At 70.2% G+C, this 12,718-nt stretch carries 10 protein-coding genes; 3 read left to right on the forward strand and 7 right to left on the reverse strand.

All coding sequences use genetic code 11. The features are described 5' to 3' along the window. The first annotated feature begins 96 nt into the window (after positions 1–96). Both BLP83_RS15120 and BLP83_RS15125 read left to right on the forward strand, forming a co-directional pair. Positions 97–3,303 carry a sensor histidine kinase gene (locus tag BLP83_RS15120; RefSeq protein WP_091244626.1) on the forward strand — a complete coding sequence of 1,069 codons (3,207 nt, stop codon included), beginning with the start codon at positions 97–99 and terminating at the stop codon, positions 3,301–3,303. Continuing rightward, entirely contained in the window at positions 3,300–4,112 is an 813-nt protein-coding gene (locus BLP83_RS15125) for a sensor histidine kinase (protein ID WP_143006714.1), read from the forward strand. Before BLP83_RS15120 ends, BLP83_RS15125 begins: the two co-directional genes overlap by 4 nt. Here the strand turns inward: BLP83_RS15125 and BLP83_RS15130 are convergent. The 7 genes from BLP83_RS15130 to BLP83_RS15160 form a co-directional block, all read right to left on the reverse strand. Then, a complete protein-coding gene (locus BLP83_RS15130) occupies positions 4,109–4,438 on the reverse strand; it encodes a Na+/H+ antiporter subunit G (RefSeq protein ID WP_245680059.1) in 330 nt (109 codons plus the stop codon). The two genes, BLP83_RS15125 and BLP83_RS15130, sit on opposite strands and share 4 nt — an antisense overlap. Then, positions 4,435–4,704, reverse strand: coding sequence for a K+/H+ antiporter subunit F (locus BLP83_RS15135; RefSeq protein ID WP_091244632.1), 270 nt, complete (start codon positions 4,702–4,704; stop codon positions 4,435–4,437). Before BLP83_RS15135 ends, BLP83_RS15130 begins: the two co-directional genes overlap by 4 nt. Beyond that, complete coding sequence (locus tag BLP83_RS15140) at positions 4,701–5,186, reverse strand: Na+/H+ antiporter subunit E (protein ID WP_091244635.1); 486 nt, start codon at positions 5,184–5,186, stop codon at positions 4,701–4,703. Before BLP83_RS15140 ends, BLP83_RS15135 begins: the two co-directional genes overlap by 4 nt. Beyond that, entirely contained in the window at positions 5,186–6,757 is a 1,572-nt protein-coding gene (locus BLP83_RS15145) for a monovalent cation/H+ antiporter subunit D (protein ID WP_091244638.1), read from the reverse strand. Before BLP83_RS15145 ends, BLP83_RS15140 begins: the two co-directional genes overlap by 1 nt. Next, entirely contained in the window at positions 6,754–7,125 is a 372-nt protein-coding gene (locus BLP83_RS15150) for a Na+/H+ antiporter subunit C (protein ID WP_176764226.1), read from the reverse strand. The genes BLP83_RS15145 and BLP83_RS15150 overlap by 4 nt, the downstream gene beginning before the upstream one ends. Beyond that, complete coding sequence (locus BLP83_RS15155) at positions 7,125–9,926, reverse strand: monovalent cation/H+ antiporter subunit A (RefSeq protein WP_091244643.1); 2,802 nt, start codon at positions 9,924–9,926, stop codon at positions 7,125–7,127. The genes BLP83_RS15150 and BLP83_RS15155 overlap by 1 nt, the downstream gene beginning before the upstream one ends. 356 nt (positions 9,927–10,282) lie before the next feature. Continuing rightward, a complete protein-coding gene (locus BLP83_RS15160; RefSeq protein WP_218121259.1) occupies positions 10,283–11,686 on the reverse strand; it encodes an SLC13 family permease in 1,404 nt (467 codons plus the stop codon). 39 nt (positions 11,687–11,725) lie between these two features. Here BLP83_RS15160 and BLP83_RS15165 point away from each other — a divergent pair, with 39 nt between their 5' ends. After that, a complete protein-coding gene (locus BLP83_RS15165) occupies positions 11,726–12,655 on the forward strand; it encodes an NAD-dependent epimerase/dehydratase family protein (RefSeq protein WP_091244646.1) in 930 nt (309 codons plus the stop codon). Positions 12,656–12,718: the final 63 nt, after the last annotated feature.

The raw sequence follows: 12,718 nt of genomic DNA on the forward strand, positions 1-12,718 counted from the left end.
CGCGACGATGTCGGCTAGCATCGGCGCGGTCGCCTTCGAGGGTTCGACGTGTCGTCGACGCTTGCCCGCCTTGCTGCGCTCCCCTGGTGTTGCGCCTTGCTCCTGTGCCTGCTGCCGCAGTGGGTGCAGGCAGCGTTCGACCCGGTCGATCTGCGTTTCCGCCGGCTCGATCAGGAATCCGGGCTGTCGCAGGGCAGCGTGCTGGCGCTGGCCCAGGACGCACAGGGTTTCGTCTGGATGGGTACCCAGGACGGCCTGAACCGCTTCGATGGCTTCGAGTTCCGCGTGTTCCGCCCCGATGCGGCCTCGCCCGGCAGCCTCTCCAACAACTGGGTGAGTGCGCTGGCAGTGGATGCCGAGGGCGCACTCTGGATCGGCACCCAGGCGGGTCTGAACCTTCTGCGTCGGGACGTCGAGCGCTTCGAGGTGTTCCGGCATCACCCGGACGACCCACGCAGCCTGGTCGGCGACAGCGTGCTGGCCTTGCACATCGACGGCAGCGGGCGGCTCTGGATCGGCACCGATGCGGGTCTGTCACTGCGCGAGGTGGACGGCGGCTTCGTTCATCACCGCCTCCCCGGCGCCGATCAACGGGTGCGTGCCTTGTTGATGGTTGGCGATGTGCTTTGGCTGGGCACCGTCGAAGGCCTGTGGCGCTTCCACCCGGACACGGGCGAGTTCGCGCGGGCGCCGACCGGGCCGGCCGAGGGGCGACCCGTTCATGCCCTGGCCGTGGATGGCAGGGGGCGGCTCTGGGTTGGCGGCGAGCAGTTGCCGCTGTCCCTGCTCGATCCGGCAACAGGCGCTTGGCAGACTGCGCCGGAGGCGCGCAGCGAAGTGCGCAGCCTGCAGGTCGACCGCAGCGGGGTGGTCTGGGCCGGCGATGAGACGGGCTTGCAGGCCTATCGCGAGGACGCCGACGGCGCGCTGCGGGTGCGGCGCTACGAGCACCAGCGGCACCAGCGTTACAGCCTCGGGCGGGGCCGCGTGATGTCCCTGCTGGAGGACCGCACGGGCACCCTGTGGATCGGCACCTGGGAGGGCGGCGTCAGCCGCCTCAGCGCCTACAACAACCGCTTCCGCAGCCACGACCCCGACTCGAGCTCGACCCGCGCGCTGCGCGCGCCGGGCATCGCCGCGCTGGTGGCCGACGGGGATGCGCTGTGGCTGGGAGGCGCCGAGGCGCTGTACCGCTTCCGCCCGGGGCAGGAGCCCCTCAGTGAGGTCGCGTCCGCGCCGGGCGGATTCATCTACTCGATGGACCTGCAGCCGGAGGGCCTGTGGCTGGCCAGCCGCGAGGGCCTGCACGTGCTCGATCGGCAGCGGCGCATGCGGCCCGCGCCGCTGCCGCCGGCCCTGCAGAGCGTGCGCTCGCGCCGCTTTCTCGTGGACGGCGAGCGCGTGTGGGTCGCGGCCGACACCCGCGGCCTGTTCGTGGTCGATCGTGCGCGCGGCGAGGTGCTGGCCGAACACCCGCTGCCGGCCATCGTCACCTTCATCGAAGCGCTCGATGAGGACACGGTGGTGCTTGGCGCACACGATGGTCTCTACTGGTTCGACCGACACAGCGGTGCGCTGCGCCACCAGCATCCGGTGATGACCCCGCCGGGCCCGGGCCAGCTGCCGGCCGGGCCGTCTGCCCTGCTGCAGGCCAGCAACGGTCGCCTGTGGTTGGCCACGTACGGCGGTGGCCTGCTGGAGCTGTTGCGTGGTGCCCGGCGCGATCCCGCGCGGGTCGAGTTGCGCCCGGCCTTGGCGGGCACCGCGCTGGCGGCGGGCAGCCTGAACGCCCTGCTGGAGGACGACCAGGGACGCCTGTGGATCAGCATCAACGGCGCAATCGCTCATTTCGATCCGGCCCGCGGTGAGTTGCGCCGCTATGACGCCGCTGACGGCGTGCTGGGGCGCTACTGGATCGGTGCGCGTGCGCGCCTGTCGGACGGCGTGCTCGCCTTCGCCGGGCCCGACGGCCTGACGCTGTTCGATCCGGACGACGTGGGGCGCGCTCCGCCACCGCCCGTCCCGGTGCTGACGGCGCTTGAGCTCGACAATCGCCGCATCGAGCCCGACGAAGCCTCCGCCGTGCTGGCCAGGCCCCTGCATCGGCTGGATGCGCTGGTGCTGCCACCGGCGCAGGCCCGCACCCTGAGCCTGCACTTCGCCGCGCCCGAGTACGTCGCGCCCGAGCAGCTGCAGTTCGCCTATCGGCTGGACGGCTTCGACGAGGCTTGGATCGAAGCACCGCGCGGCCGCCGCATCGCGACCTACACCAACCTGCCGCACGGCGATTACGTGTTCCGGGTGCGCGTGCGCAACGCCGAAGGCGCCGAGGCAGCGGCCGAGGCGCGCCTGCCCCTGCAGGTGCAGCCGTTCTGGTGGGACACGCTGGGCGCGCGCTTCCTGTTCGTGCTGCTTGCGCTGGGCCTGGCCGCGGCGCTGGTCGGCCTGCGCATGCGCCAGCTGGAGTCACAGCGCCTGCGCCTGCAGCGCGAGGTCGACGCGCGCACGGCCGACCTCACCGCGGCGCTGGGCAAGCTGGCCCTCAGCGAGCGTCTGGCCGCCGCCGGCCAGCTTACCGCCGGACTTGCGCATGAGCTGAACAATCCCGCCAACTACGTGCAGCTGGCCAGCCGCAATGCCGACGAGGCCCTGGCCGAGTTCCACCGCTTCCTGCTGCTGCTGGGCGGCGAAGACCTGGAGCCCGAGGTGGCCGCCGCGATCGCGCGTCGGGTGGAGGCGCTGGCCGCCCAGCTCGCCACCGTGGCCGAAGGCAGCCATCGCATCAACCACATCGTGCAGGCGCTGCGGGTGTTCTCGCGCCTCGATGAGTCCGAGCGCAAGGCCGCGCCCGCCGACGAGCCCTTGCGGGCGGCGCTTCAGCTCATGGACGCGCGCATGCGCGGCGGTGGCATCGCGCTGGAGAGCGAGATTCCGCCGTTGCCGCCGCTGCAATGCCAGCCGGCACGGCTGTCGCAGGCCTTCCTCTCCATTCTCGAGAACGCCGCGCTCGCGATCGAGGCGCAGCGCGCGCATGCGCCCGAGGGCTGGCAGGGGCGGCTGAGGGTCCGCGCGCGTGCGTTGCCGGAACGCTTCGAGTTCGAGCTCTGCGACAACGGCTGCGGCATCGCGCCCGAGGTGCTGCCGCACATCTTCGAGCCCTTCTTCACGACGCGTCCTGTGGGCCAGGGCAGCGGCCTCGGGCTGTCGGTGGCCTGGGGCATCGCCGCCGAGCACGGTGGTCGCCTGCGGGTCGACTCCCGCCCCGGCGAGGGCGCCTGCTTCATCCTGGAACTTCCGCGTTGAGCGGGGTCCGAGCGCCCTGGCTGTTGCCGGCCGAACAGGCTGCGCTGCTCGCGCATGAGCTTGGCAACCCGCTCGGGATCGCGCGGCTGTGCACCCAGGATATCGAGGCCGAACTGCAGGCCTTCCATGCCCAGCTGCTGGCGCTGGCGGGCGAGGACCTCGACCCGGCGGTGCGTGCGCATTTCGCGCAGCGCTTCAGCGGCTTCGCCGAGCGCATCGACACCCTCGCCGCCGCGCAGCAGCGCATGGCCGGTCTGGTCGAGGAGCTGCGGGCGCAGGGGCAGGGCGCGGCGGCGGCCAGCCAGACCTTTGACCTTGCCGAGCGGCTGCGCGCGGCCCTGCGCCTGGCCTCGGCGCGGAGCGGGCGTGCCATCGAACTGGGCGAAGAGTCCGGTCAGGCGTCGGAGCCGACCCAGCCCTGGCATGGGCCGCTGGCGGTGCTGGACCGCGTGCTGTTGAATCTTGCGATCAACGCGGTGCAGGCAATCGAGCGTCGCGCCGAGCAGGAGGGCGAGGGCTTTCGCGGGCGTCTGCGCGGGCGCTGCCTGCGCCAGGACGCGCAGCTGGTGGTCGAGATCGACGACAACGGCATCGGCATCGCGCCCCAGGAGATCGATCGCGTATTCGAGCGCGGCTTCAGCCGGCGCCGCGATTCCGGTGGCAGCGGGCTGGGCCTGAGCTACGCCCGCGAGGCCATCCGCGCCCTCGGCGGTGACATCGGCGTGGCTTCCTTGCCTGGGCAGGGCACGCGCTTCCGCCTGTGGCTGCCGGCCGCTGCCGGCCAGGCCGTGGCCGCCGCGTCGGCTTAGTCTTCCCGCTGCGGCGCCAGCGGGCGCTGGCCGCGACGCACCAGGTGGGCGCGCATCATCATCAGCGCCGACACTGGTGCGGTGATGAACAGGAACAGGGTGATCAGCAGCTCGCGCAGGCTGAAGCCGTCGCTCCAGAACAGATGGAACAGCATCGAGGCGATCAGCACGCCGCCGACGCCCAGGGTGGTCGCCTTGGTCGGCCCGTGCAGGCGCTTCTCGAAGCTGCCGAGCTTGAAGAGGCCCCAGCTGCCGACCAGGGCGAAGAAGCCGCCGACCAGCAGCAGCGCCGCCACCAGGTACTGCAGAACGCTGTCGATGTTCATTCGATGATGTCCCTGCGCATCACGTAGCGCGACAGCGCCAGCGTGCCGACGAAACCGAGCATGGCGATCACCAGCACGGCCTCGAAGTAGATGTCAGAACGCAGCCACATGCCGAGCAGCATCAGCAGCGCGATGGTGTTGATGTACATGGTGTCGATGGCGAGGATGCGGTCCTCGACGGCGGGGCCGCGCAGCAGGCGCCAGGCGGCCAGCGCGAGCGCCAGCAGCAGCATGCCCATGACGATGCCGATGACGGTGTCGATCATTCGAAGATCTCCTTCAGCGGGGCCTCGTAGCGCTGCTTGATCTGGGCGATCGTGCCGGCCTCGTCGTCAAGGCTGAAGCAGTGCACCAGCAGATGGCGGTTGTCGGCGCTGACCTCGGTGGAAAGCGTGCCCGGGGTCATGGTGATGATGCCGGCGAGCGTGGCGATCGCATGCGGATTGCGGATCTCCAGCGGCAACCACAGGAAGCCCGGATGGATCTTCGATTCGCGGCCCAGGATCAGCTTGGCGACCTGGATGTTCGAGACCACGATGTCCCAGAGGACCACGAGCATCAGGCGCAGCGCCACCAGCGGACGACGGATGCCGGCGGCGCCACCGCGCAGGCGCTGGGCGACCAGCGGCAGCAGCACGGCCTGCAGCGCGGCCAGCAGCAGATGGCCGGGGGCCACGCTGCCGACCAGCAGCAGCCACACCACGAACACGCAGAGGCTGAGCAGCGGCGCGGGAAACAGCGTCTTCATCAGGGGGCCTCCTGGGCGGCGGGCGCCAGCGGCGTGGTGGAGCGCAGGCGCGGCGTGGCGGCCTCGACCGCGCGTCGGTAGTCCTGGGTCGAATGCACCTGCTGTGCGGCTTCGCGGCCGTAGCGCAGCAGGGGATTGGCGAACAGGCTCATGCCGATGCCAAGCGCGACCAGCGCGCCGACCGCGACCAGCTCCACCCGCGCCGGCCGAGCGGCGGCCTCCTCGGCATCGGTGTCCTCATCGCCGCGCACGCTGCCGCTCTTCCAGAACAGCCGGCTGCCGGCGCGGGCCATGGCGATCAGGGTGAGCAGGCTGCAGATCAGGATCAGCGGCCACAGCCAGGCGGCCTGGGCTCCGTCCATCGAGGCCAGCAGGGTGAACTTGCCGACGAAGCCCGACAGCGGCGGCAGGCCGACCAGGCTGACCGCAATCAGCAGATAGAGCGCACCGAACAGGCCGCGGTTAGGTACCGGCACCAGCGCCTTCAGGCTGTCACCGGCGCTGCCCCGGCGACGACGGATCAGGTCGGCCAGCAGGAACAGCGCGGCGGCGCCGAACGTGCTGTGCACCAGGTAGTACAGGCCCGGGCCGGTGCTGGCCGCTGCGTCGAGGCCGAGCACGATGAACAGGGTGGCCGCCGAGCCGACCACGAGATAGGCGGCGAGCCCGCGCAGGCTGCTGGCGGCGACCGCCCCCAGGCTGGCCAGCACCAGTGCGATCGCTCCGGCCGGCAGCAGCCAGTCCGCTGCCCAGCCCGCCATCGGACCGGCGTCCTCGCCGAACAGCAGGGTGTAGACGCGCAGGATCGCGTAGATGCCGAGTTTGGTCATGATCGCGAACAGCGCGGCCACGGGCGCGGGCGAGCGCGCATAGGTCTGCGGCAGCCACAGGTACATGGGCAGCAGCGCCGCCTTGGCGCCGAACACCACCAGCAGGATGCCGCCAGCGGCAAGGATCAGGCCGTGCTGCGCGGCCGGCGCCGCGGCGATGCGCGCGCCCATCTCGTGCATGTTGAGCACGCCGAGCAGGCCGTACAGCAGGCCGAGCGCGACCAGGAACAGGGTCGAGGCGGTGACGTTGAATACCACGTACTGGAAGCCCACCCGCACCCGTGGCCCGCGTCCGCCGGAGAGCAGCAGACCGTAGCTCGCGATCAGCAGCACCTCGAAGAACACGAACAGGTTGAAAAGATCGGCGGTCAGGAACGCACCGTTCAAGCCCGCCAGCTGGAACTGGAACAGGGCGTGGAAGTGCAGGGCACGGCTGTCCCAACCGGAGCCGGCGTAGAGCAGGGCGGCGCTGCCCAGCACGGCGGTGGTCGCCACCATCAGAGCCGACAGGCGATCCAGCGCGAGGCTGATGCCGATCTGCGCTGGCCAGTCGCCGAGCAGATAGACGCTGACCTCGCCGGTCGCGGCACTCTGCAGCAGCAGGCCGGCGACGCCCAGCTGCAGGAGCATGGCGACGGCCGCCAGCGCGCGCTGGGCGCTGAGGCCGGCGCGCTCGGTGATCAGCAGCAGGGCGCCGGCCAGCAGCGGCAGAACGATCGGAAGTACGGGCAGGTGGTTCATGCCTCGCCCCCATCGCGCGACACCGCGGATTCGGGCTCACGCCCATCGACGTGGTCGCTGCCGTTGTCGCCGCGGTTGCGGATCGCCACCACCGCCATCACCGCGGTCATCGCGAAGCTGATCACGATGGCGGTGAGCACCAGGGCCTGCGGCAGCGGATCGGTGTGGTTGGCCAGCGTCGGCGCAAGGCCGTCGCGCAGGATCGGCGGCGCTCCGACCTTGAGCCGGCCCATCGAGAAGATGAGCAGGTTCACCGCGTAGGAGAACAGGGTGAGGCCGAGCAGCACGTCGAAGGTGCGGGCGCGCAGCAACAGGTAGATGCCGGTGGCGGTGAGCACGCCGATGGCGCTGGCCAGCGCGAACTCCATCATGCGCCTTCTCCTTCCGTGTGGATGGCGGGGTGGGCGGGCTGCTGCGCGCGCGGCCGGCGCACGTGGCCCAGGCTGGCGAGGATCAGCAGCGCGCCGCCGCAGACGGCGAGCAGCACGCCGGTGTCGAAGGCCATCGCCGAGGACAGCGCGAACTTGCCGACGATCGGCAACTCGACATAGCCGTAGGCGCTGGTCAGGAAGGGATAGCCGAACACCCAGGCGGCGACGCCGGTGGCAGTGCCGATCAGCACGCCCCAGCCGATCGTGGTGGCGTAGTCGAAGCCGATGCGCTGCTCGACGTAGCGGCTGCCCGACAGGATGTACTGCAGCACCAGCGGCGACACGAGCACGAGTCCGGCGATGAAGCCGCCGCCCGGCTCGTTGTGGCCGCGCAGGAACAGATAGACCGCAGCGGCCAAGGCCAGCGGCAGCAGCAGGCGCGCCAGGGTGTTGGGCACCGAAAGCCGCTCCGGCATGCCCGGCTGGAGCTCGTCCGGGGTGACCCAGGCGCGTCGCAGCAGGGCGTGCACGACCAGACCGGCAATGCCGAATACGGTCAGCTCGCCCAGCGTATCGAAGCCGCGGAAGTCCACGAGGATCACGTTGACCACATTGGTGCCGCCGCCTTCGGGCACCGAGCGGGCGAGGATCTCACTGGCGACGGTGTCGAGCGGGTGGGTGATGATCGCGTACACCAGCGCGGTGACGCCCGCGCCGCAGGCCACGGCGATACCGAGGTCGCGCCAGCGCCGCAGCGCGCCGCGCTCGACCGCGCCTTCCGCCGGCAGGTAGTTCAGCGCCAGCAGCAGCAGGATCACGCTGACCGTTTCGACCAGCAGCTGGGTCAGGGCCAGATCGGGCGCCGACAGCATCACGAAGCTGAGCGAGACCAGCAGGCCGGTGCCGCCCATGACGATCAGTGCCGTCAGACGATCACGGTGCAGCACGGGCACCGCGATCGTCGACGCGATCAGCAGCGCCCACAGCACCCAGCCGAACAGCGGCATTGCCTGGCCCTCGCCGAAGCCACCCAGGTCGTGGCCAAGCAGGAACGGGGCGGCGGCCAGCACCAGCGCCGACAGCACCATCAGCAGCAGGTAGCGCTGCAGGCTGCCGTCCTCCAGGCGCTGCGTCAGGCCGCGCGAGAACGCGGTCAGCAGATCGATCTTCCAGTGGAAGGCAGCGAAGCCGAAGGAGCGGCGCACGTCGCGGTGCAGGGCGACGAAGCGGCGCAGGCCGAAGTACAGGGCGATACCGCCGGCGACCGCGATCGCGCTCATCAGCAGCGGCAGGTTGAAGCCATGCCACACCGCCAGGTAGTAGTCCGGCACGTTGCCGTGGGTCGCGCCGCGCACCGCGGTTTCCAGCACCGGGCCGATCACCCAGGCCGGCGCGATGCCCACCGCCAGGCAGAGCAGGACGAGGATCTCGACCGGCACGCGCATCAGTCGCGGGGGCTCATGCGGCGTCTTGTTGAGGACTTCGGTGCTGCCGGTGAAGAAGCAGTCGTGCACGAAGCGCAGGCTGTAGGCCATGCTGAAAATGCCTGCCAGCACCGCCGCGATCGCCAGCACCCAGCCCATCGCGCCGTGGCCGTCCACCTGCAGGGTCTCGGCGAAGAACATCTCCTTCGACAGGAATCCGTTCAAGAACGGAATGCCGGCCATCGACAGCGCCGCGATGATCGCCAGCGTGCTGGTGATCGGCATCGTCTTCAGCAGGCCGTGCAGTTTGCGGATGTCGCGGGTGCCGGTCTCGTGGTCGATGATGCCGGCGGCCATGAACAGCGAGGCCTTGAACACCGCGTGGTTGAGGATGTGGAAGACGCCCGCCACCACCGCCAGCTCCGTCGGCAGACCGAACAGCAGGGTGATCAGGCCGAGGTGGGAGACCGTCGAGTAGGCCAGCAGGCCCTTCAGGTCGTGCTGGAAGATCGCGAGGTAGGCGCCGGTCAGCACCGTCGCCGCGCCGAAGCCGCTGACCGTGTAGAACCACAGATCGGTGCCCGCCAGCGCCGGATGCATGCGCGCCAGCAGGAACACGCCGGCCTTCACCATGGTCGCCGAGTGCAGGTAGGCCGAGACCGGGGTCGGCGCTGCCATTGCATGCGGCAGCCAGAAGTGGAAGGGGAACTGCGCCGACTTGGTGACCACGCCGCCCAGCACCAGCAGGGTCGCGACCGGGTACAGCGCATGCGCGCGGATCGCATCACCTGCATCCAGCACGGCGTCGAGCTCATAGCTGCCGACGATATGGCCGATCACCAGCACGCCCGCGAGCAGGGCGAGGCCGCCGGCGCCGGTGATGGCCAGCGCCATGCGCGCGCCCTTGCGGGCGTCGTCGCGGTGGCTCCAGAAGCCGATCAGCAGGAAGGAGCTGATCGAGGTGAGCTCCCAGAAGGTCGCCAGAAGCAGCAGGTTGCCGGCGATCACCATGCCCAGCATCGCGCCCATGAACAGCATCAGGTAGGCGAAAAAGCGCGGTGCGCTGTCCTTGGGCGACAGGTAGTAGTGGGCGTAGACCACGATCAGCAGGCCGATGCCCAGGACCAGGCCGGCAAACATCCAGGCCAGGCCGTCGATCCGCAGCGAGAGGTTCAGTCCGGCTTCGGCGATCCAGGGCGTGAAGCTGCGAATGACCTCGCCCTCCATCACCTGCGGCGTGATCGACGCGAGGATGGCGAGGCCAGTGAGCGGCGCCAGCGCGGCGATCGCGGCCGCCACGCTGCGCGAAGCCCGATGGGCGAGCGCGATCAGCAGGGCGCACACGAAGGGCGCAGCGAGCAGGATCTCGAGCATGGTGCGGTTCCATTGCGGGGGAGGCGTGCGCAGGACCCGATCACGCGGTGGGTTCACCGCTCCACCGCAAGGGTGAAGGCCATGCGCAGCGCCGCTAGTCTAGCCCATGGATGTGAAGACTCCGCGGGTTTTTCCCGTTGATTCCGCGACTTGCGCTTGCAGCGCACGTATAAGTACGTAGAGCCGGGATTGGGGATTCGGGATTGGGGATTCGCCGAAGCTTGAGCGCATGAGATGCGTCTCAGCTCGCGCCTTGTCGATTCGTCTTGCGCACTGCGGGCGTGACGGCTGGCCGCGGGTTCCCAGTCCGCCGCGCTCTTCCAATCCCGAATCCCGAATCCCCAATCCCCGCTCTTTCAGAGCACCATCCAGCACACCAGGGTGATGACCACCGCGCCGATCACGTTGAGCGCGATGCCGTGCCGCAGCATCTCGCGTGCGGGGACCTCGCCGGTGCCGAAGACGATCGCATTGGGCGCGGTGCCGACCGGCAGCATGAAGCTGCAGCTCGCCGCCAACACTGCGGGCGCCATCAGCAGCGCGGGGTCGAGGCCCATGCCCACCGCCGCGGCGGCCAGGATGGGCATCATCAGCACGGCCGTCGCCGTATTGCTGGTGATCTCCGAGAGCAGGCTGACGCTGATCGCGATCAGGGCGATCTTGAGCGGCAAGGGCAGATCGAGCACGCTGCTCAGGGCGCCGGCGGCAGCATCCGACAGGCCCGAGCCCTGGAAAGCGGTTGCAATCGCGATGCCGCCGCCGAACAGGATCATCACACCCCAGGGAATGCGCTCGGCGCTCTTCCAGTCCAGCAACTGGCCGCCGCGTCCGTCGGGCATGAGCGCCATGGCGATCACGCCGAGCAGGGCGACGCTGGCATCGTTGGCGTTCGGTAGATCCAGCCACGCGCGCCAGCCGCCGAAAGGCTCGGTGCGGGTGACCCAGGCCAGGGCGACGAGGGCGAAGATCAGCAGCACCCGTTTCTCCGCGGCGCTCCAGGCGCCGAGTTGCGGCAGCGCCGCCCGCGGCGTGCCGCCGAGACCGCGCGACAGCCACAGCGCCGCCAGCGGCAGCATCAGCAGCACCGTCGGCAGGCCGAAGCGCATCCAGTCGGAAAAGCCCAGCGCGGTGCCGGTGGTCTGGGTGTAGACCTGCATGAAGACCAGGTTGGGCGGGGAGCCCAGCGGCGTGCCCAGGCCGCCGATGCTGGCGCCATAGCAGATCGCCAGCAGCAGGGGCACGGCCAGGCGTCGATCGGGATAGGCCTGCAGAATCGCCAGCGCGACCGGTACCAGCATCAGCGTGGTCGCGGTGTTCGACAGCCACATGCTGCACAGGCCCGCCGCGGCGGCGAATCCGAAGACCAGGGCCCGTCCGCCGCCACCCCCGAAGATATGAACCATGCCCAGCGCCAGACGCCGGTGCGCGCCGGCCTGCTCCAGCGCCTTCGACAGCATGGCCCCACCGACCAGCAGCAGGATCAGTTCATTGCCATACGCTTCGGCCACCTGGCGCGCGCTCAGCACGCCGGTCAGCGGAAAGACCGCCAGCGGAATCAGCGCGGTGATCGCGTGCGGCGCGGCTTCGAGCATCCACCAGGCGGCGCACCAGACAGTCACCGCGAGGGTGAGGCTGGCCCCGGCCGACAGGCCCAGGTTCGGGCCGCCCAGCCAGGCGAAGGCGGCGAGCACTGGGCCGCTGAGCAATCGGATGGGGTAAGCCTGCATGTCGACCACGGTGGCGGAGAGACCGGCGCGCACTGTAGCGGCTCCGGTGCGCACGCATGCCATGCTTGTGTCATGCGGACGCAGAACCTTCCCCATCGATGGCTGGTGTTTGGCGGCAGCGGCGCGGTCGGCCGCTTCCTGCTGCCGGCGCTGGCCGAGGCGGGCGCCGAGGTGCTGGCCCTCAGTCGTGCGGTGCAGGCGTCCGAGCTCTCGGGTCAGCGCTGGCTGCAGGGTTCGCTGCAGCACTCAGCGAAGCTCGATGCGGTGCTCGCCGAAGGTGAACACTTCGACGTGCTCAGCTCGCTGGGCCCGCTGGACGCGTTTGCGGACTGGCTGGAGCGGCACCCGCCCGCAGCAGGCGTGCGCGTGCTCGCGCTCTCTTCGCTCAGCGCCGAGTGGAAGCAGCGCTCGCCGAATCCGGCCGAGCGCGCGCTGGCAGCCTCGCTGCTTGCGAACGAGCAGCGCGTGCTGAGGATCAGTTCGGCGCAAGGGGCGAGCGCCACGCTGCTGCGCTGTGGCCTGATCCACGGCGCCGGCACCGATCGAACTCTCACCCCGCTTCTGCGCTTCGCCCGTCGCTGGCCGCTGCCCTGGCCGCGCGCCGCCCGCGGCCTGCGCCAGCCGGTGCATGCCTTCGACCTGGCGCGTGCGGTGCTCGCCGCAGCCGCTCGCCCCGAACTGGCGCAGCAGCTGCTGTCCCTGCCCGGCCCGGAAGCGCTCACCTTTCGTTGCATGTTGCAGCGCAGCTTGGAACTTGAGGGCCTCGCCCGACGCCTGATTCCACTTCCTGCGCCTGGTCTTCGCTGCCTGCTCGAGATGGCTGCGCGCGGGCGAGGGCGTATTTCGGCGCGCGCAGCAGCGCTGCTCAGGCTCTACGACGATCAACTGGGCGCGCCAGCAGGCTGGGCGCAGCTCGGCATTCCCATGGACTCGTTGAGGCGTGTTGCTGCGCGCGCGACCTTTGATTCCAGTACCGGTGAGGTCAGGAATTGCCAGTCGTGATGCGGCTTCGCAGAGTTTGTTGCGCTGCCGCATGACTGATTGCAGCGGCCATACGGCGCAGCA

The sequence above is a fragment of the Aquimonas voraii genome, assembly GCF_900101825.1.
GTDB classification, from domain to species: Bacteria; Pseudomonadota; Gammaproteobacteria; order Xanthomonadales; family Xanthomonadaceae; genus Aquimonas; species Aquimonas voraii.